This window comes from Burkholderia sp. SCN-KJ, from assembly GCF_024656005.1.
Classification (GTDB): domain Bacteria; phylum Pseudomonadota; class Gammaproteobacteria; order Burkholderiales; family Burkholderiaceae; genus Burkholderia.
The window spans coordinates 256,375-278,182 of the sequence record NZ_JANKOG010000009.1; the positions used below are offsets into that span (position 1 = coordinate 256,375).

Here is a 21,808-nt window from a genome sequence, read left to right on the forward strand (position 1 = left end):
CCAGCAACGCGGGACTGTCGCCCCATCCGCATGAGCGTTCAGCGATACCAGCGCGGCGTATACACCCACTCACGCCCGTCGCCGATCGCGAAACGCCGTGTCGTCGACGAACCGACGATCACCATCGTGCGCATGTCGACCTGATCGCTGCGCAGCGCGCCGAGCGTCGTCGTCGCGAGCGTCGCGCCGGGCCGGCCGATGTCGCGGCCGAGCACGACGACCGTGTCGGCCGCGCGGTGCGCGCGCACCGCATCGAGCGCACGATCGAGCTGCCACGGCCGAGCACGCGAGATCGGGTTGTAGAACGCCATCACGAGATCGGCTTGCGCCGCGTGCCGCAGGCGCATCTCGATCACGTCCCACGGCTTCAGGTTGTCCGACAGCGAGATCGCGCAGAAATCGTGGCCGAGCGGCGCGCCGGCCTGCGCGGCGGTCGCGAGCGATGCCGATACGCCGGGTTCGATGCGCAGTTCGACCGCGGCCCAGCGCGGATCGCGCGCTTCGTCGAGTGCTTCGAGCACGGCCGCGGCCATCGCGAACACGCCCGGATCGCCCGACGACACGACCGCGACGCGCCGGCCCTCGGCCGCCAGTTCGAACGCATGGCGCGCACGCTGCATTTCCTCGCGATTGTCGGTGCCGTGCACGCGCTGCTCCGCGCGGAACGGGCCGGCCATCGTCACGTAAGTCGTATAGCCGAGGATATCGGTGGCGTCCGCGAGCGCGCTGCGCGCCGCGGGCGTGAGCCATGCAGCGTCGCCCGGGCCGAGGCCGAGCACCGTCAGGCGGCCGCGTGCACGGCCGAGCGAGGCGGGGTCGACGGGCTCGGCAGCGACCGCGCACGCGAGGCCATCGGTCGCTGCGCGCAGCGTATGCGCAACGCGCAACGTGCGGGCGAGCAGGGCGGCGGCAGCGGTGTTGCCAACGCGGGCCTTATCGCCATCGACATCGCCTTCGCTATCACCATCGCCTTCGACATCGGCAAAGCGCAGCGGCACGTCCAGCGCCCGTGCGGCCGCTTCGACCCGTGCATCGCCGAGCAACGTCGCCGGTGCGACGAGCGCGGCAAGCGCCAGCCGCGCGAGGCCGTGCGTGTCGAGCAGCGCGTCGATGCGTTCGGCAAGCGACGGCGCCGCATCGGCCCGCACGCCGCGCGCATCGACGCCGACCACCACGCTGCGCGGATGGATCACGAGTTCGTCGCGCGCGCCGCGCCACGCATCGGGCGTCACGCGGATCGCATGCGCGGCCGCGTCGTCGCGCGGCAGCGCGACGTCGTCGAGCCACGGCGCCGCGCCGTCGACGCGCGTGGTCGCGCCCGCGAGCAGGTCGGACACGAAGCGCTTGCCTTGCTGGAGATCGGCGAGCGCATAGCCGTCGGGCGGATTGAGCACGCACGCGCCGAAGCGCAGCTCGCCGCTCGTGGTGATCGCCGCCGCCACGCCGAGGCATGCGGCGATTTCGCGCGCGATCACGTTGACGCCCGTCAGCCCGCCGAGCAGCGGCACGACGGCCGACCCGTCTTCCGCGACCGCGAGCACCGGCGGCTCGACACCCTTGTCGGCGAGTGCCGGCGCGACGCAACGGATCACGATGCCGGCCGCGCAGAGCGCGACGATCGGCACGCCGCGCGCGTAGAGTTCACGCAGGTGCGCGCCGAGTTCGTCGAACGGCACGTCGGCCTCGACGCGCGACGCGAGCCCGTGCACGGCGGCGCCCGGATAACGCGCCTGGATGCGCCGCGCGGTATCGAGCGCGCCCGCGCCGAGAATCACGATCGCGGGCGGAGTCGTCATCCTTGCCATTTTTCCCCCGGGACGACGAGCAGCGAGAAATACGGCGACGCCATCGGATCGACTTCGTCGAGCGGCACGATGCGCTGCGCCGCCATCGTCGCGCGCTCGACGTACAGCGCGCGCTTCGCGAGCCCCAGTTCGTCGAGCACGCGCCGCACCTTGTCGAAGTTGCGGCCGAGCTTCATCACGACGGCCGCGTCGGCCTGCGCGAGCCGCGCGCGCAATTCGTCCTCGGGCAGCACGCCGGACAGCACCGACAGGCTCTGGTTGCGATAGACGAGCGGCTGGCCGAGCACGGCCGTGCCGCCGAGCATCGCGCACACGCCCGGGATCACTTCGGTGTCGTAGCGCGGCGCGAGGCGATCGTGCAGGTACATGTACGACCCGTAGAAGAACGGGTCGCCTTCGCAGATCACCGCGACGTCGCGCCCGGCATCGAGATGCGACGCGACGATCTCGGCCGCCGTGTCGTAGAAGTCGGCGATCACGGTCTCGTAGCAAAGCGGCGGCGCCAGCGCCTCGGTCGTCACCGGATAGACGAGCGGCAATTGCGTCTGCGCGTCGCGCAGGTGCGCCTCGACGATTCCGTACGCATTGCCCTTCTTGCCCTTCGCGACGAAATACGCGACCACCGGCGCGGCCTGCAGCACGCGCAGCGCCTTGATCGTCATCAGTTCAGGATCGCCGGGGCCGACGCCGACCCCGAACAGGCGTCCGCGCGGGGCCGTCATTCGGCCTCCGTCGCGAGTGCGTTGACCGCGGCGGCCGCCATCGCGCTGCCGCCGCGCCGGCCGAGCAGCGCGACGTACGGCACGCCGCGGCTGTCGGCGTCGAGCGCCGCCTTCGATTCGGCCGCGCCGATGAAGCCGACCGGAAAGCCGAGGATCAGCGCGGGGCGCGGCGCACCGGCGTCGATCATGTCGAGCAGGTGGAACAGCGCGGTCGGCGCATTGCCGATCACGACGACGCTGCCGGCCAGATGCGGGCGCCACAGTTCGAGCGCCGCGGCCGAGCGTGTGTTGCCGAGATGCCGCGCGAGGTCGGGCACTTCCGGTTCGCCGAGCGTGCAGATCACGCGATTGCCGGCCGGCAGCCGCGCGCGCGTGATGCCTTCGGCAACCATCTTCGCGTCGCACAGGATCGGCGCGCCGGCCGCGAGCGCCGTACGGCCCGCCGTGCCGGCGCCGGCCGAGAAGCGCAGGTCGTAGGTGACATCGACCATCCCGCACGCGTGGATCACGCGCACCGCGAGTTTCTCGAGATCGGGCGGAACCTGCGACAGGTCGGCCTCGGCGCGGATCGTCGCGAACGACTGGCGGTAGATTTCCTGCCCGTCGCGAATGTAGTCAAGCATCGGTGGTGTCCTGGCTGTGGCGCGCGCCCGTCAGTCGGGCCGCGGCCTGGTCAATCGTCAGATGGCGCGCGAGCGGGGCGCCGAGGCCCGCGGCGGCGTCGCGCCGGTAAAGGTCGTAGCGCGCGGGCGCGACCGCGACCAGCGTATGCGTCGCGGGGTGCGGCAGCGCACAGTGGCGCTCGCAGCCTGTCAGGTGCACGTCGACCGGATGGCCGACGCGCGCGGCCAGCGCGAGCGCATCGCGTTTCGTATCGGCGCGCGACTTCGCGCAGCCCGCGCTGCCGGTGCAGGCGACCAGCGCCGCCAGGGGGTCGGATGTCGTGCACACGAGCCCGAGCGACGCGAGCGCGTCGAGCACGGCCGGCGCACGTTCGTGCCGCACGCCGTGCACGAACACGCCTTGCCACGGCGTCATCGACAGCGTGCCGTCGCCGTCGGCGTCGGCCAGTGCCGCGAGCCGTTCCAGTTGCGACGCGTCGAGCCGGCCGAGCACGAACTGCGCGCCGACGCTGCAGCGATCCGCGTCGCGCGACGGCCGTGCACCGAAACGCAGCGCGGCATCCGCTTGCGTGCGCCGCCAGCCGGCCAGTGCCGGATCGGCTTCGAGCGGGAACGGTACGTAATGCTGCGCACGCTCGCGCAACGCGCGTGCGCCGCCGGTCGCGAGCCACGCACGCATCCGCGTGACGTCGGCCGGCGCGAGATCGAGAAAGGCCAGCAGCAACGCGCGCACGAGCGCGACGGCCTGGTCGGGCGCCACGTCGAACGCAGCGGGCGGATCGCCGGGCGCGACCGGCAGACAGCCGGCCAGGCCCGCGGCGATGCGGACCGCGCCGTCGCCGCGACGCCACGCGGCGAGCCAGATGTCGTGCGGATGATCGAGCGCCGCGACCGATTCGCCGCCGTCGAGCTGGATCGAGAATTTCGGCGACAGTTCGCCGCGGCGCGGCTCGTGCGTCAGCATGTCGAGCAGCGCAAGCGCGAGTGCGCGGCTGTCGAGCAGCGCGTCGGGATCGCGCCCCGCAAGCGGGCTGAGCATCAGGTTGCGGACGTCGTCGCTTGCGGCGAGCGCGGCGCGGTCGTCAGCGGCATCGCCGGCGTTGATGCGTGGGCCCAGGCCCGCGTCGAGCAACGCGTCGACCAGCGTATCGGCCGTGCCGTCGCGAATGCCGCGCAATTGGAGATTCGCGCGATTGGTCGCGTCGATCGCGCCGGAGCCGCAGGCACGCGCGACGGCGGCGATCGCGCGCGCCTGCCGCGCGTCGAGCCGGCCGCCCGGCAGCTTGATCCGGCACAGCCCGCCGTCGGCGGCCGCGACGACGCGCACGAGCCCCGGGCAAGCCGAAGGGCGCACGACGGGCGAAGCAGGATTCGAATCGGGGGCGGATCTCAACGGGATACCGGGACAGTGTCGCGCCGCGGCCAACGCATCGGTACACCCCGCCCGACGCCGACTGGCACGCACGCACTTTCAGGCCGGCAGGTCTCCTGGCTGACAGGTCGGCGCCGGCTCCCGGCCTTCCCGGTGAAACCAGTGGCATGAGGGGGGAGATCGGCTCGCTGTCTACAGTTGCGGGGGCAGCCACAGCGGCGCGCGGCGCGCCCTGTGTTCCCTCTTCGGCCCCGAAGGGCACCGGCGAACGAACGGCCGTAGGATACCCGATTTCACCGGCATTTCGGGACCCCCAGGCGACCGTCGGGCGACCGTCGGGCAGGCGCCGTGGCCGACGCGAAACGCGGCCCGGCGTCGGCGGTGCCGCAGATGAAACGCGCGATGGAACACGGTACCATGCCGACTTTCGCAATGCGGACGGCCGCACCGGCGCCTTCACGGCCGCCGTGCGGCGACTCGATGGAATCGGACGAAGGGGAAGGGTGCATGACGGCGTGGCTGACGGTAGTGGGCATCGGCGACGACGGCTACGCGGGGCTCGGGCGCGGCGCGCGGCGCGCGCTGCTCAAAGCGAAGCGGGTCGTCGGCGCGAAGCGGCACCTCGACATGCTGCCCGCGCGGCTGCCGGCCGAACGCGCCGCATGGCCGTCGCCGTTCGACCTGTCGGGCCTGCTCGCGCAGCGCGGTTCACCCGTCTGCGTGCTGGCGAGCGGCGACCCGATGCTGTTCGGCGTCGGCGCGACGCTCGCGCGCGAACTGTCCCCCGACGAATGGCGCGTGCTGCCCGCACCGTCGTCGCTGTCGCTGGCGGCCTCGCGGCTCGGCTGGGCGTTGCAGGACGTCGGCGCGGTGTCGCTCGTCGGCCGGCCGCTCGCGACGCTCGCGCGTCACCTGCTGCCGGGCCGGCGCCTGTTCGTGCTGAGCGCCGACGGCCGCACGCCGGCCACGGTCGCCGCCGAACTCGCCGCGCGCGGCTTCGGCCCGACGCGCATCAGCGTGTTCGAGCACCTCGGCGGCCCGCTCGAGCGGCGCATCGACGGGCTCGCGCAAGACTGGCACATCGACGAAACCGCCGCGCTCAATCTCGTCGCGCTCGACTGCCAGGCCGGCCCCGATGCGCCGCGCCGCGCACTCACGCCCGGCCTGCCCGACGACGCGTACCGCCACGACGGCCAGCTCACCAAGCGTGACATGCGCGCACTGACGCTCGGACGCCTCGCGCCCGCCCCCGGCGAACTGTTGTGGGACGTCGGCGCGGGCAGCGGCTCGATCGGCATCGAGTGGATGCGCGCGCATCCGTCGTGCCAGGCGATCGCGATCGAGTCGCATGCGGAGCGGCAGCGCTACATCGAGCACAACCGCGACGCGCTCGGCGTACCGGGCCTGCAACTCGTGGCCGGGCGCGCGCCCGATGCGCTCGCGGGGCTCGCCGCGCCCGACGCGATCTTCATCGGCGGCGGCGCGACCGCGCCCGGCGTGCTCGACGCGTGCTGGTCGGCACTGAAGCCGGGCGGCCGGCTCGTCGCGAACGCGGTCACGCTGCAAGGCGAGCTGGCGCTCGCCGCGTGGCGCGACGCGCACGGCGGCACGCTCACGCGCGTATCGCTCGCGCACGCCGAGCCGCTCGGCCGCTTCGATACGTGGCGGCAGCCGTTGCCCGTCACGCTGTACGACGTGCGCAAGCCCGCTTCCACGGCGACCGACCTCGCGGACCCTGCCTGATGCGCGACGAAACCCCCGAACAACCGGCACCGCTGCGGTTCGGCTATACGACCGGCAGCTGCGCGACCGCGACGTCGCTCGCCGCCGCCCGCGTGCTGCTCGCGGGCCGCGCGGACGATGCGGTCGAGATCGTGTTGCCGAAGGGGCAGCGCGTGATGATGCGGCTCGCGTTCTGCCGGGCCACGGCCGACGGCGCGGAAGCCGGCACGATCAAGGATGCCGGCGACGATCCGGACGTCACGCACGGCGCGCTGGTCTTCGCGCGGATCGCGCTCGCCGCTGCGCCCGGCGTGCGTTTTCACGCGGGGCCGGGGGTCGGCACCGTCACGCGCGCGGGGCTCACGCTGCCGGTCGGCGAACCGGCGATCAATCCGGTACCGCGCCAGATGATGACCGCGCACCTCGGCGCGCTCGCGGCCGAATACGGCTACACGGGCGGCTTCGACGTGACGATCGGTGTCGAGGGCGGCGAGGCGCTCGCGCTGAAGACGATGAACCCGCGGCTGGGCATCGTCGGCGGCTTGTCGATTCTCGGCACGACCGGCATCGTGCGGCCGTTCTCGTGCTCGGCGTACATCGCGTCGATCCATCAGGGCATCGACGTCGCGCGCGCGAACGGGATCGCGCACATCGCCGCGTGCACCGGCAACGCGAGCGAGGATGCGATGCGCGCGCACTACGGCCTGCCCGACATGGCACTGATCGAAATGGGCGATTTCGCCGGCGCGGTGCTCAAGCACCTGCGCCGCGCGCCGGTCGCGCGCCTGTCGATGTGCGGCGGCTTCGGCAAGCTCAGCAAGCTCGCGGCCGGCCATCTCGACCTGCACAGCCGCCATTCGAGCATCGACCTGCCGCTGCTCGCGCAGTGGGCGGCCGAGGCGGGCGCGAACGACGCGCTGCAGGCCGCGATGCGCGCGGCGAACACCAGCCAGGAAGCACTGAAGCTCGCGCAGGCCGAAGGCGTGCCGCTCGGCGACCTCGTCTGCGCGCACGCGCTGCGGGTCGCGCGCGACATCGTGCCGCCATCGGTCGCCGTCGAGATGTTCGCGATCGACCGGCAGGGCCGCTTCGTCGGGATCGCACGATGAGCGCGCGCATCCTGCTGCTCGGCGGCACCGGCGACGCGCTGAAGATCGCACGCGCGCTCGGTCCGCGGCACGTCTATAGCCTCGCGGGTCTCGGCAAGGTGCCCGACGACTTGCGCTGCGACGTGCGCGTCGGCGGCTTCGGCGGGGCGGCCGGGCTCGCCGCCTATCTGCGCGGTGCCGGCATCGGCCTCGTGATCGACGCGACGCATCCATATGCCGCGCAAATCAGCGCGAACGCGGCGGCCGCCGCGCGCGACGCGGGCGTGCCGCTGTGGGCGCTGCGCCGCGCGCCGTGGGCGCCGCAACCCGGCGACGACTGGCGGATGGTCGACGACTGGGCCGGCATCGAGGCCGCGCTCGCGCCGTTCCGGCGGCCGCTGTTCACGCTCGGCCGCGAACCGCTCGCGCATCTCGACGCGATCCCGCCGCACCAGTTTTGGCTGGTGCGCTGCCTCGGTGCGCATCCCGGCAACGCGCGCGCGCAGATCGTCGCCGCGCGCGGGCCGTTCACGCTCGAGAATGAACGCGCGCTGTTCGCGCTCGCGGGCATCGACGTCGTCGTCAGCAAGAACAGCGGCGGCGCCGCGACCGAAGCCAAGCTCGACGTCGCGCGCGAACGCCGGCTGCCGGTCGTGATGCTGCGCCGGCCGCCGCTGCCCGACGCCGACCGCGCGTTCGACTCGACCGCCGCGCTGCTCGATGCGCTCGACCCGGCCGCGCGTGCTTGATGCGGCGCGACCGGCTGCCCCATGAATTGACGGAGATTTTTCGATGACGGTGTATTTCATCGGCGCGGGTCCAGGCGACCCGGAGCTGATCACGGTAAAGGGCCAGCGCCTCGTGCGCACGTGCCCGGTGATCCTGTATGCAGGGTCGCTCGTGCCGCCGGCCGTGCTTGACGGCCATCGCGCGGAACGGGTCGTCAATACCGCCGAGCTCGACCTCGACGCGATCGTCGCGCTGCTCGCCGACGCGCATGCGAAAGGGCAGGACGTCGCGCGCGTGCATTCGGGCGATCCGTCGCTGTACGGTGCGATCGGCGAACAGATCCGCCGGCTGAAAGCGCTCGGGATTCCCTATGAAATCGTGCCGGGCGTGACGGCCACGGCCGCCTGCGCGGCGACGCTCGGCGTCGAGCTGACGCTGCCCGGTGTCGCACAGACGGTGATCCTCACGCGCTTCGCGGGCAAGACGACGATGCCGGAAGGCGAAGCGCTCGGCGCGCTCGCCGCGCATCGCGCGACGCTCGCGATTCACCTCGGCGTGCGGCATCTCGCGCGGATCGTCGACGAAGTGCTGCCGCATTACGGGCCCGCGTGCCCGGTCGCGGTGATCTACCGCGCGAGCTGGCCCGACGAGGAACGCGTGACCGGCACGCTGGCCGACATCGTCGGCAAGGTGCAGGGCACGCAGATCGAACGCACCGCGCTGATCCTGATCGGACGCGTGCTCGACGCGGAAGGGTTCGCGGATTCGACGCTGTACGCGAGCGGGGGGTGATGCCGGCCACGAACCGGGGCGACGCCTTCACGCGCCGCGTCTGACCGGCGCTACGCACGCGCGACACGCCGCGCAAACTGCGGCGCGAAGCCGGCCGCCAGCGCGAACAGCACGACGCACAGGCATGCCATCGCGATCCATGCCGGCGTCAGATCCGCGAGATGCTGGCGCACGATGCCGGCCGCGAACGGAAACAACCCGGCGACCAGATAGCCGACGCCCTGCACGAACCCCGTCAGCGATGCCGCATCGGCCGGCGTCGCCGCATGATCGACCGTGACGATCAGCGACAGCGGAAACAGCGCGCCGATCCCCGCGCCAAGCAGCAGCGCGGCCGGCATCGCGAGCGCGTCGGGCGCGGCCAGTATCACCAGCAATCCGGCGAACAGCGACGCGATCGCCGCGTGCAGCGCGGGCCGGCGATCGGGCAGGCGGTCGATCGTCGCCGAGATCGCCAGCCCCGCGACGACTTCCGCGAGCGTCACGCCGCCGAGCAGGCTGCCGGCCGCGGTCGGCGACCAGCCGAGCCGCATGTAGTACGGCGGCAGCCATGCGAGCACGAGGGTGTAGGCACCCGTCGCGATCCCGAAGAACATCGCGAGCCGCCAGGCTCGCGGCGAGCGCGACGGCCGCGCCTGCATCGGCGGCGCGGCCGTCGGCCCGGACGCCGGTGCGTCGCCGCCACGACTGGCCAGCGGCCACGCGAGCGCCGCGACCGCGGCCGGCAGCGCCCAGCCCGCGAGCGCGACCAGCCAGCCCCAGCGGGCCGCGGCGAACGGCGCGACGACGCTCGCGAGCACCGCTCCGCCCATGATCGACGTCGAATAGACGCCCATCGCGCCGCCGATGCGCGTCGCGAAATGCGCCTTCACGAACCCCGGCAGCAGCGCCTGCACCATCGCGATCCCGATGCCCGCGCAACCTGCGCTCGCGAGCAGCAGCCACGCGTGCTGCGCGCCGAAGCGCGACGCGCACGCGAGCCCGATCAGCACGACGCCGAGCCACACGCCGCCGGCGATCCCCGTCACGCGCTGCAGCCGCCGCGCGCCGAGCGCGCCCAGGCCCATCAGCAGGATCGGGATCGTGGTCAGCAGGCTCGCCGCGCCGTCGCCGATGCCGGTCGCACGCTGGATCATGTCGAGCAGCGGACCGATCGCGGCCAGCGCGGGCCGCAGGTTCAACCCGACCAGTACGATGGCGGCCAGCCGCCAGCCGGGGGAAGTGAAGCGATTCATGATGGAGTGGCCCTCGATATCGGTGCACGACAGCTCCGTCAGGCGCGCCGTGCATTTTCATGTAAAGTATCTCGACATCAAGATAAATGCGTATTTATCTCGACGTCAAGATAACTGGCGAGCCGAGGAGGGTTAATGGATCGAGCCGCGCATGCGCTCGCGCAATGGCGCGTCGAGCGTCCGGATCTGGATGCGTCGTCGATGCTCGTGATGGGACGGCTGCAGGAGGCCGCGCTCGTGATCGCGCACGACGGTCTCAATCCGCTGTTCGCGCGCTACGGGATGCAGCCGGGCGAGTTCGACGTGCTGGCGACGCTGCGGCGCAGCGGCGCGCCGTTCGCGCTGACACCGACCGCGCTGTACGACGCGCTGATGATGTCGTCGGGCGGGATGACCGCGCGCATCGACCGGCTGCAGAAGGCCGGCTGGGTCGAGCGCCGGCCGAACCCGGCCGATGGCCGCGGCACGCTCGTCGCGCTGACCGACGCGGGCCGCGCGCTGATCGACGATGCGGTGGTCGCGCACGTCGACAATCAGCGTGCGATGCTGGCCGCGCTGTCGGAGGCGGAGCAGGCGCAACTTGCGGCGTTGCTCGAAAAGCTGCTGGCGGGATTGGGAGGAGAAGCGTCGGCGTCGGCCGATAGGTAGCGCCGCCGCATCGTCACGTCGAACGAGCGCGACGAGCGGGAAATGGAAACGCCGACAGGAAACGCGCAAAAGGAAGGCAGCGCGTGAACCGCCCGCCGCGCGCCGCCGGCGGGCCGGACAAACGGCGGGCCGCACCGCGTGCGCCCGCCGCGCGGCTCAGCCGCGTGCCGGGATGTTGAGCCCGCGCGCGACGGCCGGACGCGCGACGAACGCGTCGAGCGCCCGCGCGACATGCTTGAATTCGCCGAAGCCGACCAGGTCGCCCGCTTCATAGAAGCCGACGAGGTTGCGCACCCACGGGAAGATCGCGATGTCGGCGATCGTGTATGTATCGCCCATCACCCACTTGCGGTTCGCGAGATGCGCGTCGAGCACGCCGAGCAGGCGCTTCGATTCGGCGACGTAGCGGTCGCGCGGACGCTTGTCCTCGTAGTCGCGGCCCGCGAACTTGTGGAAGAAGCCGACCTGCCCGAACATCGGGCCGATGCCGCCCATCTGGAACATCACCCACTGGATCGTCTCGTAGCGGCCCGCCGGATCCTTCGGGATCAGCTGGCCCGTCTTGTCCGCGAGATAGATCAGGATCGCGCCCGATTCGAACAGCGCCAGCGGCCGGCCGTCGGGGCCGTTCGGATCGATGATCGCCGGGATCTTGTTGTTCGGGTTCAGCGACAGGAATTCGGGCGACAACTGGTCGTTCGTGTCGAAGCGCACGAGGTGCGGCTCGTACGGCAGGCCGGTTTCCTCGAGCATGATCGACACCTTGACGCCGTTCGGCGTCGGCAGCGAGTACAGCTGGAGACGGTCGGGATGCTGGGCCGGCCATTTTTTCGTGATCGGGAAGGCGGACAGATCGGGCATGGGGGTTCGTTCGTCAACGTTGAGGATCCGCGCCCCGCCGGCCTGCTACGCGTCGCCGGCAGCCGCTGACACGGCGGCAGGAACGGGACGAACGCATCGACCGGCGGGCGGGGCGCGCCGAAGACGCCCACTGTAGCCGATCCCCGCGATCGCTGCAGACGGCGGCCGCGCGTCGTGTCCGTGCGCCGCCGCGCGCAGCGCGCCTGCCTGTTTCGGTCAGCCGCCTCAACAGACGACGCATCGACGTGTCGCGAACGGATGCCTGCGGACATCGCGCCAGGCCCTGCGCGCTGCGGCACCCGTGCCACACCGCACTGCATCGTCAGAAGTTGTGCCGCAGCCCGACCATCGCCGCGGTCGTGCCGACCCCGGGCGCGACCGGCTGCCCGTACACGAGCATCTGGTTCATCGTGCCGCGGTTGTTCACGTGGCCGACCTGCGCATAGACCATCGACCGCTTCGACAGGCTGTAGTCGGCCGTGAGCACGACGGCCGTCGAGCGGTTTTCCGACCGGTTGCGGTCCTTCAGGTAATACACCGCCGACGTCACCTGCAACGCGGGCGTGAACCGATAGCCGACGCCGGCCGACAGCATGTCGAGGTTCACCTTGTCCGCATGCGACGGATTCCTGCCGTTGCCGTACGACGCCGACACCGAGAAATCGCGGATCGTGTATTTCGCGCCGACATAGATGAAGCGGTTGTTGTCGACGCCGGTCGGCGCGACACCCGGCGCCGGATTCGTGTCGTGGCCGTTGTAGTAGACGGCCGACGCGTTGAGCCCGTAGTTCGAATACCGCAGCACGACCGATTCGCGCGTGCCGCCCTGGAACTGCCCGGCGACGCCGCCGGGCGCGTATTCGAGCGCGATCGACGCGCCCGCGAAGGTCGGCGACTGATAGACGAGCGCATTGCTGTCGTACAGCGCGCCGATCGCGCCGTTGGTGCTCGTCCCCGGCCAGCCGGCCGCGGTGTTCAGGCCGAGCCACGCGGTCAGCACGCTGCCGAAGAACTGCGCGTTGCGCACGTCGGTGTCGGCCATCGCGTAGATCATCGGCACGATCTGCCGGCCGGCCGTGAAGGTGCCGAACGGCCCGGACACGCCGAGCGACGCAACCTGGTTGAAGATCGCGACGGCGCCCGGCGTGTCGCTCAGCTGCATCCTGCCGGTGCCGCTGTCGAACGAGCCCTGCAGCTTGAAGTTGACCTTGTAGCCGCCGCCGATGTCCTCGCTGCCCTTGATGCCCCAGAAGCTCGAATAGATGCCGCCGTCCTTCATGCGGAACACCTTGCCGGTGTTCGGCGCGTTCGGGCCGAACGACGCGGCCGACGTGCTCTGGTACAGCAGGCCCGTGTCGACCACCCCGTACAGCGTGACGGAGGATTGCGCGTGCGCGAGCGCCGCACTGCCGGCAAGCGCCGCGAGCGCGGCCAGTTTCGTCTTCATCGAAGTCTCCAGGATCGTAATGGACCGCCCGGGATCGAGCCCGGGCGGGTGCAGCGGGGGAAGCATCGAGGCAGGCGGGAGGGCGCCGGGTGCGACGCCGGTGCGAGCCGTGCGGAAAGACTACGCAACGGCGCGCGGCCGCTCCCCCCCATGCGCGGGGGGCAGGGTTGCGGAGAATCGGGGAACCCGGGCAACGCGGTTGTCATCAACGGCCGGGCAAGGCCGATCGAGGCGGATCAAGGCCAGTTAAGTCGCTTCGGACGTGCGCAGGCGGGCAACGCGCGCGTCAAGGCGCGCTTTCGAGCAACCCGAGCACCAGCGCGCGGCGCACCGCGTGCTTGCGCGAGCTGGCGTCGAGCTTGCCGAACAGGTTCTTCAGGTGCCACTTCACGGTTTCCTCGCCGACGGCGAGCGCCACCGCGATCTCCTTGTTCGACAGGTTGCGCGCGAGCAGCTCGAGGATCGCGCGCTCCTTGGGCGTCAGCACGACGCTCGGCACCGCGCGCGGGCTGGCCGTGCTGCGCGGCGCGGGCGGCACGATGCGCGGCTGCGGCTGCGCGGGCCGGGCGGGTCCGTCGCCCGCGACCGTCTCGTCGCCGATGCGGCGCGCCCAGTCGGCGACGGCCGGATGCGCGTCGGCGAGCGTGCGCGTGAGGCCGAACATGTCCGCGAGGTTCATCGCCTCGTCGAGCAGCGCGCGGCCGCCGTGCCCGGACTGTTCGAGCGCGAACGCGCTGAGCGCCATGATCTCGATGCGCTCGCGTCCCATGCTCATTTCGCGGGCCAGCACCGCGGCTTCGTCGAGCGCCGCGCACGCATCGTCCCAGCGGCGCGCGGCAAGCGCGGCGCCCGCGTGCGCCATCGCCTGCAACAGCACGACGGGGCGCCGCCACAGCGGCCCGTGCGACGGAAACTCGGCCGCGGCGATCGCATCGATCCGCTCGACCAGCGCATGGCAGGTCGCCTCGCGATAGCGCGCCGCGTGAATGCGCACCTGCTCGGCGAGGCTCGCGACCGACAGGCGCGGCAGCCGGCGCGCGACGCCCATCGCGTCGAGCGCCTCGAGCAGGTCGATCGCGCGATGCTCGACGCCGCGCAGCAGCGCGATGCGCGCGGCCGTCCGGTAGCCGAGCAGCACGGTGTCGGGCGTGCCCGCGTGCTCGAGCACGTCGAGCCGGTTCGCGAGCAGCGCGGCGGCCTGGTCGACGCGATCGGCCTCGTACGCGATCGCCGCGCACATCGCCGCAAGCATGCAGGTCAGCGGATGGCGACGGCCGAGGTCCGCTTCCGCGCGCGCGAGCGCCGGCGACAACGCGTCGTCCGCGAGCCGGATCTGGCCCTCGCGCAGGTAGCTCAGGCCGGTGATCAGCTCGCCCCAGCGCGCGACGTAGCCGAACCCGGCCGCGGTCGCGCCGCGCGGCGCGGCCTGCTGGAAGCGGCGCGCCTGCGCCGGTTCGCCGACGATGATCGCGCGCGCCGACAGGCGGTTCGCATGCATCTGCGCGAGCCAGGTCGCCCTGGGCGGCGTGAAGTCGGCCCATGGTTCGAACAGCTCGACGAAATGGTCGATTTCGTCCGCGTAGTAGGCCGCCGCACTGAGGATCAGCGCGCATTCGTAGCGCATCGCGGCCGGCGTGCCGGGGTCGGCGAGGATGCCGGCGATCTGGCGCCGCGCCTCGACATGGCGCTCGCCGAGCGCCAGCGCCCACGCGACCGCGATCCGCAGCGTCGGGCGCTTGTCGAGTTCCGCATCGGGCAGCAGCGCGAGCCAGTCGAGCACGTCGTTGATGCGGCCCTGCTTGATCGCGTCCTCGAGGCAGCGCTGCGCGAGCGCGTATGCCGTCTCGAACTGGCCGGCCGCATACGCGTGGCGCGCCGCTTCCTCCGTCATCCCGTGCGCGTCGAGCCACGCGGCCGCGCGTGCGTGCAGCGCGCTGCGGTCCGCTTCGGCGCTCGTCGTCAGACGGTCGCGCAGCGTATCGCGCACGAGCGGATGCAGCCGGCACCAGTCGGAAGCGTCGGACGCGATGAACAGCGGCGTGTCGCGCGCGAGCCGTGCGAGCCGGTCGGGGGCGGCCGCGTCGTCGAGCAGCGCGGCGCACAGCGACGGATGCAGGCGGTCGGCGACGCTCGTGCGGGTCAGGAACGCGGTGTCGTCGGCCGACAAATTCGCGAGCAGCAGTTCGACGAGCCGGTCGCGCGTGCCGTCCATGCGCGCGGCGAGCGCATCGACGGCCTGGCGCGGATCGGCCGAGCGCGCCATCGCGGCCATCGCGAGCTGCAGCCCGAGCGGCCAGCCGTCGACGCGCTCGAACAGCCGCGCGCACGCGTCGGCGTCGACCCGCTGCGCAAAGCGCGCGCCGACCAGCGCGATCGTCTCGTCGAGCGTGAAGCGCAGCCAGTCGGGGCCCGCGAGCGTGCATTGCCCGCCGGCGAGCAGGTCGCCGGCCGCGTGATCGAGCCCGCGCCGGGCCGCGACGACCACCCGCAGGTTCTGCGGCGCGTTGTGCAGCACGTAGGTCAGCGCGTCGAGGCCGGCGGCGGGCAGCCGCTCCGCATCGTCGACGATCAGCAGCGCGTCGATCGACAGTTGCGCGACTTCGGCCAGCCACGCGGTGAGCCCCTCCAGCGCGCGGGCCGCGCCGTCCGGAATCAGGCGCCCGAACGCGGGCCGCGCGCAACCGGTGCGCACCGCCTGCACGAGCCCCTGCAGCAGGCGCGGCGCGTCGTCGCGCTCGTCGGCGGACAGCCACACGACCGCGCGGCCGAGCGCGAGCGATTCGCGTCGCCATTGCGCGAGCAGCGAGGTCTTGCCGTAGCCGGCCGGCGCCTGCACGAGCGTGACGGGCCGGGCGTCGAACGCCGCCGCGGCGAGGCTCAGCCGCGCGCGCACGAGCAACTGCGCCGGCACGCGCGGCGCGGTCGTCTTCAGCACGAGTTCGGTGGGGGGCGCGTCGGCGCGATCGGGTGGGTGGGCCATCGGGGCAGCAGTCGGAATCCGGCGCTGCCGTGCAGGCCGGCGTCCGGGGTGGGCGTGGGGGGAAGGATCGGCCGAACCGCGTTCGCGCGTCAATCCCCCCCGCGGCGAGTGGGGCCGCGCCGCCGCCCGGCCGATAGCATGGGTTCCGAGGCGTGACGAACGCGATTGACGAATGCAACGGGGAGGGACCATGAACATCGTATCGACCGGCGCGCGCCGCAGCGCGCCGAGCGCCGGATAAACGGAGCGGCACGATGTATCGCCATCTGCTCGTGACGGTCGACGGCGTGCCCGGCGGCATCGACGCGATCGGCCATGCGCTCGAACTGGCGCATGCGGTCGGCGCGCGGGTCACGTTCGTGCTGTCCGGAGCGGCGCCGCAATCGCCCGGCTCCGCCTCGCGTTTATCCGGAGCGCGGATGCCGGAACACGGTGCGAAAGTGGAAGCCGCCGCACGGGCGCAGGGCCTGTCCCATGCGATCGCGGCGGCCGGCGATCCGGCGGCCGGCGATCCGGGGGCCGGCCACCCGGCGGCCGGCGGCACGTCGCCCGCCACGCTCGCCGGCGAGCTCGGCTGCGACCTGATCGGCGTCGCGGCGCTGCCGCACGATGCCGATGCCGGCGCGGCCGCACAACGGCGGTTGCTGCTCGCGACGAGCGGCGTGCCGGTGCTCGTGTGCCCGGCGCGGCGTGCGCCGGCAGAGGCGCGCGTGATGGCCCGCTGTCTCGCCGCGCATCGCGCGCTCGGCGCGCAGTTGCAGGCGCTGACGCAGTTGCAGGCGCCGACGCTGGCGAGCGAAGACCCGGCCACGACAACGCGGCCGGCCGCCGACGCAGACCGCACGATGGCGGTGCGTGCCGCGTTGGCGTCGCTCGCGGCGCTGCAGGACGCGCGTTTCGGCACGTCCGCCGAAGCACGCCTGTGCGTGGCATTGCGCAGGCGGACGGAGAGCACCGCGGCCGAACTCGACGAGCTCGACCGCCAGCGGCGCCGCGATGCGCACGCGCTCGAAGCGCTGACTCGGCTCGCCGCCGACGGCTTGCCGTCGGCCGCGTTCGATGCCGCGCTCGCCGTCTACGCGCGCGGCGCGTTCGAGCAGATGGGGCGCATGGAAGGCGTGATTTTCCCGGCCGCGCGGCGCTATTTGAGCGACGCCGACTGGACCGAACTGGACGCGCCTCCGGCGAGCGGCTCAGCCGCGACGACGCCGGGCGCGGACGAACCCGACGATGCGTGACGCGCATCCGACTGAAATCCTACGGAGAACCAGATGGCACATGCAGTGCGATTCCACGAAACCGGCGGCCCCGACGTGCTGCGCTGGGAAGCGGTCGAAGTCGGCGACCCGGGCGCGGGGCAGGTCCGCCTGCGGCACGAGGCCGTCGGCCTGAACTTCGCCGACACGTATTTCCGCAGCGGCCTGTATCCGGTGCCGCTGCCGGCCGGCATCGGCGTCGAGGCCGCCGGCGTGGTCGAGGCCGTCGGCCCCGGCGTGACGAACGTCGCCGCCGGCGACCGGGTGACCTACACCGGCTTCCTGAACACGCTCGGCGCGTACAGCACCGAACGGCTGATCGCCGCCGCGCCGCTCGTGAAGCTGCCGGCCGGGATCGCCTGCGAAACGGCCGCGGCGATGACGATGCGCGGCCTGACGTCGGCGTACCTGTTGCGCCGCATCCACGCGTTCGCGCCGGGCGACACGATCCTGCTGCACGCGGCCGCGGGCGGCGTCGGGCTGATCGTGTCGCAATGGGCGAAGCTGCTCGGGCTCACGGTGATCGGCACCGTGTCGAACGAACGCAAGGCCGCGATCGCCCGCGCACACGGCTGCGACCATACGATCGACTACAGCCGCGAGGACGTCGCGAAGCGCGTGCGCGAACTGACGGACGGCGCCGGCGTCGACGTCGTGTTCGACAGCGTCGGCAAGGACACCTTCGAGGGCTCGCTCGATTCGCTGAAGCGGCGCGGGCTGATGGTCTGCGTCGGCACCGCGTCGGGCCCGATCCCGCCGTTCGACCCGCAGCGCCTCGCGATGAAGGGCTCGCTGTACCTGACGCGCCCGGCGCTGGCCGACTACATCGCCGATCCGGCCGAGAAGAACGACCTGGCCGGCGAGCTGTTCGCGCACGTCGCGGCCGGCCGCATCCGGATCGAGATCAACCAGCGTTATGCGCTGCAGGACGCGGCGCAGGCGCACCGCGATCTCGAGTCGCGCAAGACGACCGGCTCGTCGGTATTCATCGTCTGAGGAGACGCGCATGCGAGTCGAACCCCTGACCTGCGCGATCGGCGCGGAACTGCTGGATGTGAGCCTCGCCGACGCCGTGCACGACGACGGCCTGTTCGCCGAAATCCGCACGCAGCTGCTGCGCCATCGCGTGCTGTTCCTGCGCGACCAGGACATCACGCGCGCCGAGCACGTCGCGTTCGCACGGCGCTTCGGCGAGCTCGAGGATCATCCGGTCGCCGGCAGCGATCCCGAGCACCCGGGGCTCGTGCGGATCTATAAGTCGCCCGACCAGCCGAACGACCGCTACGAGAATGCGTGGCACAGCGATGCGAGCTGGCGCGTGGCACCGCCGCTCGGCTGTGTGCTGCGCTGCATCGAGGGTCCGCCGGTTGGCGGCGACACGATGTGGGCGAACATGGTGCTCGCGTACGAGAACCTGCCGGAACACGTGAAGCAGCAGATCGAAGACTTGCGCGCGCGTCACAGCATCGAGGCGAGCTTCGGCGCGGCGATGCCGGTCGACAAGCGTCTCGCGCTGAAGGCGCAGTATCCGGACGCCGAGCATCCGGTCGTGCGCACGCACCCCGAAACGGGCGAGAAGGTGCTGTACGTGAACGCGTTCACGACGCACTTCACGAACTTCCATACGCCCGGGCGCGTGCGCGTCGGGCAGGACGCGAATCCGGGCGCCGGCCAGCTGCTGCAATACCTGATCAGCCAGGCTTACATCCCCGAATACCAGGTGCGCTGGCGCTGGAAGAAGAACAGCGTCGCGATCTGGGACAACCGCAGCACCCAGCATTACGCGGTGATGGACTACCCGCCGTGCGTGCGCAGGATGGAGCGTGCGGGCATCGTCGGCGACGTGCCGTTCTGAACGCGCCCGCACCTTAACCGACTCGCAACCCTGTACACGACGCGCCAGGCCAGCCGCCCGGCGCGGCGGGATACGCACGCCCGTACGCCTGCACTAAAACGATTCCCACTGGAGGACGACATGCAATTTCTCGACGATTCGCTGCACCCGGAAAACCAGGACAAGGTAGTCATCACGGTCGCGCCGTACGGCCCCGAATGGATGCCCGCCGACTTTCCGGAAGACATTCCGGTGACGATGGACGAGCACGTGCAGAAGGCCGTCGACTGCTACAACGCGGGCGCGACGGTGCTGCACCTGCACGTGCGCGAGCTCGACGGCAAGGGCAGCAAGCGGCTGTCGAAATTCAACGAGCTGCTCGGCCGGCTGCGCGAGGCGGTGCCCGACATGATCCTGCAGGTCGGCGGCTCGATCTCGTTCGCGCCGGAAGGCGACGGCGCCGAGGCCAAATGGCTGTCCGACGACACGCGTCACATGCTCGCCGAGCTGACGCCGAAGCCCGACCAGGTGACGGTCGCGATCAACACCGTGCAGATGAACATCACCGAGCTGATGAACCGCAAGGACATCGCCGGCACCTCGCTGAACGAGGCCACGCTGTGGGACGCGTACCGCGAGATGACCGTGCCGGCCGGCCCCGGCTGGGTCGACGAGCACCTGCGCCGGCTGCAGGCGGCCGGCATCCAGCCGCATTTCCAGCTCACCGGCATGCACGCGCTCGAGACGCTCGAGCGGATCATCCGCCGCGGCGTCTATCGCGGGCCGCTGAACGTCACGTGGGTCGGCATCGGCGGCGGCTTCGACGGCCCGAATCCGTACAACTTCATGGAATTCGTGCGGCGCTGCCCGGACGGCGCGTGCATCACGCTCGAATCGCTGATGAAGAACGTGCTGCCGATCAACACGGTCGCGATGGCGCTCGGCCTGCATCCGCGCTGCGGGATCGAGGACACGATCATCGACCAGAAGGGCAACCGGATGACGTCGGTGCAGCAGGTCGAGCAGTGCGCGCGGATCGCGCGCGAACTCGGGCGCGAGATCGCCACCGGCAAGGAAGCCAAGGCGATCTACCGGATCGGCGTGCAGTACGACGGCGTCGACGAGACGCTCGCGCAACTCGGGATGGCGCCGAACCGCCGACCGGGCCAGCTGAGCGTGCCGCTGCGCGCGGCCTGACGCATCGGGCAACCGTGCAACCGGGCGGCCCGCGAGCGCCGCCCGCCGATCGATGTGGCGCGGCACCCACCCTCGCGTCGTGCGCGAGGCAAGCTCCGACGAACGGAGCGGGGCCGCGCAAGCCGCGCCGGCGCGTTGCCGCACCGGTGCCGGAGGAGACACGCATGCTGATTCATCACGTCGAGCCGTCGCTGCAGGACGTGGCGGCCACCGGGCGGCGCGCGCCGGCCTATGCCTGGCTCGTGTTCGGGCTGACCGTCGGCCTGCTGCTATCGGACTACATGTCGCGGCAGGTGCTCAATGCCGTGTTTCCGCTGCTCAAGCACGCGTGGGGACTGTCGGACACGCAGCTCGGCTCGCTGTCCGGCGTCGTCGCGCTGCTGGTCGGCCTGCTGACGTTTCCGCTGTCGGTGCTCGCCGACCGCTTCGGCCGCGTGCGCAGCATCGTGCTGATGGCCGCGCTGTGGAGCGTCGCGACACTCGGCTGCGCGCTGTCGACCAACTACGCCGAAATGCTGGTTGCGCGCGGCCTCGTCGGGCTCGGCGAAGCCGCGTACGGCAGCGTCGGCGTCGCACTGATCCTCAGCATCTTTCCGGCGCGCCTGCGCGCGACGCTGACCGGCGCGTTCATGGCCGGCGGCGCGTTCGGCTCGGTGTTCGGGATGGCGCTCGGCGGCCTCGTCGGCGCGCATCTTGGCTGGCGCTGGTCGTTCGGCGTGATGGCCGCGCTCGGCATCGTGCTGCTCGTCGCGTACCGCGGCGTGGTCACCGAACGGCGGCTCGCGGCCTGCCGCGCCGAACCGTGCCGGCCCCATGCCGACGCGCCGCGCGACCTGCGCGGCAGCGTGCGCGCGCTGATGTCGGGGCTGTTCGCATCGCGTTCGGTGATCTGCGCGTATGTCGGCAGCGGGCTGCACCTGTTCGTGCCCGGCGCGCTGTTCGCGTGGCTGCCGAGCTACCTGAACCGTTATTACGCGATGGCGCCGGACCGCGCCGCGGTGCTCGCGGCCGGCTTCGTGCTGCTGTCGGGCGTCGGGATGGTCGGCTGCGGGATCGTGACCGACCGCGTCGGCAAGACCGACGGCAAGCGCAAGTGGCTGACCGCGATCGCGTATTGCGTGCTGACCGGCGTGTGCCTCGCGATCGCGTTCCGGCTGCCGCCCGGGCCGCTGCAACTCGCGCTGATCTGCGCGGGCATGCTGGTCGGCGCGGGCGCGTCCGGCGCATCGGGCGCGATGGTCGCGAACCTGACGCCCGCCGCGATCCACGCATCGGCATTCGCGACGCTCACGCTCGCCAACAACCTGCTCGGCATGGCGCCGGGCCCGCTGCTGACGGGGTGGGTCGCCGATCGCGCCGGCCTCGTCGGCGCACTGCAATGGATTCCCGTCGTGCCGCTCGCGGCCGCCGTGCTGTTCGCGATCGGACGCGCGAGCTACGCGGCCGATCTCGCGCGCGTCGAACGCGAACGGCGCACGTCCCACCTTTCCTGAACCG

18 protein-coding genes and 1 riboswitch are annotated in these 21,808 nt (G+C 71.9%); of the genes, 10 read left to right on the forward strand and 8 right to left on the reverse strand.

Annotated features, from left to right (window positions below; all coding sequences use genetic code 11):
- Nucleotides 1-38: 38 nt before the first annotated feature.
- The 4 genes from cobJ to cobG are packed head-to-tail and all read right to left on the reverse strand — an operon-like array spanning nt 39 to nt 4,504.
- Entirely contained in the window at nt 39-1,796 is a 1,758-nt protein-coding gene (gene cobJ, locus NQV17_RS17555) for a precorrin-3B C(17)-methyltransferase (RefSeq protein WP_257773204.1), read from the reverse strand.
- The gene (locus NQV17_RS17560) at nt 1,793-2,527 is read right to left on the reverse strand and encodes a precorrin-2 C(20)-methyltransferase (protein ID WP_044843548.1); all 735 of its coding nucleotides are present in this window, start codon (nt 2,525-2,527) and stop codon (nt 1,793-1,795) included. The genes cobJ and NQV17_RS17560 overlap by 4 nt, the downstream gene beginning before the upstream one ends.
- Entirely contained in the window at nt 2,524-3,150 is a 627-nt protein-coding gene (locus NQV17_RS17565; RefSeq protein WP_124570491.1) for a precorrin-8X methylmutase, read from the reverse strand. The genes NQV17_RS17560 and NQV17_RS17565 overlap by 4 nt, the downstream gene beginning before the upstream one ends.
- The gene (gene cobG / locus NQV17_RS17570; RefSeq protein ID WP_308236589.1) at nt 3,143-4,504 is read right to left on the reverse strand and encodes a precorrin-3B synthase; all 1,362 of its coding nucleotides are present in this window, start codon (nt 4,502-4,504) and stop codon (nt 3,143-3,145) included. The genes NQV17_RS17565 and cobG overlap by 8 nt, the downstream gene beginning before the upstream one ends.
- A 106-nt stretch (nt 4,505-4,610) precedes the next feature.
- Nucleotides 4,611-4,803, reverse strand: a riboswitch (cobalamin riboswitch).
- Between the two features lie 226 nt (nt 4,804-5,029).
- Here cobG and cbiE point away from each other — a divergent pair.
- Genes cbiE through cobM form a run of 4 tightly spaced genes read left to right on the forward strand, consistent with a single transcriptional unit; the run spans nt 5,030 to nt 8,853 of the window.
- Nucleotides 5,030-6,265, forward strand: coding sequence for a precorrin-6y C5,15-methyltransferase (decarboxylating) subunit CbiE (gene cbiE, locus NQV17_RS17575; RefSeq protein WP_257773255.1), 1,236 nt, complete (start codon nt 5,030-5,032; stop codon nt 6,263-6,265).
- A complete protein-coding gene (locus NQV17_RS17580) occupies nt 6,265-7,353 on the forward strand; it encodes a cobalt-precorrin-5B (C(1))-methyltransferase (protein WP_257773206.1) in 1,089 nt (362 codons plus the stop codon). Before cbiE ends, NQV17_RS17580 begins: the two co-directional genes overlap by 1 nt.
- A complete protein-coding gene (locus NQV17_RS17585; protein ID WP_257773207.1) occupies nt 7,350-8,081 on the forward strand; it encodes a cobalt-precorrin-6A reductase in 732 nt (243 codons plus the stop codon). The genes NQV17_RS17580 and NQV17_RS17585 overlap by 4 nt, the downstream gene beginning before the upstream one ends.
- Before the next feature lie 43 nt (nt 8,082-8,124).
- Entirely contained in the window at nt 8,125-8,853 is a 729-nt protein-coding gene (gene cobM / locus NQV17_RS17590; RefSeq protein WP_124485487.1) for a precorrin-4 C(11)-methyltransferase, read from the forward strand.
- Between the two features lie 50 nt (nt 8,854-8,903).
- On the opposite strand, the gene NQV17_RS17595 is transcribed toward cobM, so the two are convergent.
- Complete coding sequence (locus tag NQV17_RS17595) at nt 8,904-10,088, reverse strand: MFS transporter (RefSeq protein WP_257773208.1); 1,185 nt, start codon at nt 10,086-10,088, stop codon at nt 8,904-8,906.
- Between the two features lie 135 nt (nt 10,089-10,223).
- Here NQV17_RS17595 and NQV17_RS17600 point away from each other — a divergent pair, with 135 nt between their 5' ends.
- Nucleotides 10,224-10,736, forward strand: a complete 513-nt coding sequence (locus tag NQV17_RS17600) for a MarR family winged helix-turn-helix transcriptional regulator (protein WP_257773209.1) — start codon at nt 10,224-10,226, stop codon at nt 10,734-10,736.
- 156 nt (nt 10,737-10,892) lie between these two features.
- Here the strand turns inward: NQV17_RS17600 and NQV17_RS17605 are convergent, their stop codons facing one another.
- The 3 genes from NQV17_RS17605 to NQV17_RS17615 form a co-directional block, all read right to left on the reverse strand.
- Nucleotides 10,893-11,597, reverse strand: a complete 705-nt coding sequence (locus tag NQV17_RS17605) for a glutathione S-transferase N-terminal domain-containing protein (RefSeq protein ID WP_044843541.1) — start codon at nt 11,595-11,597, stop codon at nt 10,893-10,895.
- Between the two features lie 322 nt (nt 11,598-11,919).
- Nucleotides 11,920-13,044 carry a porin gene (locus NQV17_RS17610; RefSeq protein WP_044843540.1) on the reverse strand — a complete coding sequence of 375 codons (1,125 nt, stop codon included), beginning with the start codon at nt 13,042-13,044 and terminating at the stop codon, nt 11,920-11,922.
- Nucleotides 13,045-13,330: 286 nt separating this feature from the next.
- Nucleotides 13,331-16,024, reverse strand: a complete 2,694-nt coding sequence (locus tag NQV17_RS17615; RefSeq protein ID WP_257773210.1) for a LuxR C-terminal-related transcriptional regulator — start codon at nt 16,022-16,024, stop codon at nt 13,331-13,333.
- A gap of 254 nt (nt 16,025-16,278) precedes the next feature.
- Between NQV17_RS17615 and NQV17_RS17620 the strand changes: the two genes are divergently transcribed.
- The 5 genes from NQV17_RS17620 (at nt 16,279) to NQV17_RS17640 (ending at nt 21,804) form a co-directional block, all read left to right on the forward strand.
- Nucleotides 16,279-17,262, forward strand: a complete 984-nt coding sequence (locus NQV17_RS17620; RefSeq protein WP_257773211.1) for a universal stress protein — start codon at nt 16,279-16,281, stop codon at nt 17,260-17,262.
- Between the two features lie 33 nt (nt 17,263-17,295).
- On the forward strand, nt 17,296-18,276 hold the full coding sequence (locus tag NQV17_RS17625) for a quinone oxidoreductase (RefSeq protein ID WP_257773212.1): 981 nt from the start codon (nt 17,296-17,298) through the stop codon (nt 18,274-18,276).
- A 10-nt stretch (nt 18,277-18,286) separates the two neighbouring features.
- Nucleotides 18,287-19,135, forward strand: a complete 849-nt coding sequence (locus NQV17_RS17630; protein WP_124570502.1) for a TauD/TfdA family dioxygenase — start codon at nt 18,287-18,289, stop codon at nt 19,133-19,135.
- Nucleotides 19,136-19,255: 120 nt separating this feature from the next.
- Complete coding sequence (locus NQV17_RS17635; RefSeq protein ID WP_257773213.1) at nt 19,256-20,311, forward strand: 3-keto-5-aminohexanoate cleavage protein; 1,056 nt, start codon at nt 19,256-19,258, stop codon at nt 20,309-20,311.
- A gap of 164 nt (nt 20,312-20,475) precedes the next feature.
- On the forward strand, nt 20,476-21,804 hold the full coding sequence (locus tag NQV17_RS17640; RefSeq protein ID WP_257773214.1) for an MFS transporter: 1,329 nt from the start codon (nt 20,476-20,478) through the stop codon (nt 21,802-21,804).
- Nucleotides 21,805-21,808: the final 4 nt, after the last annotated feature.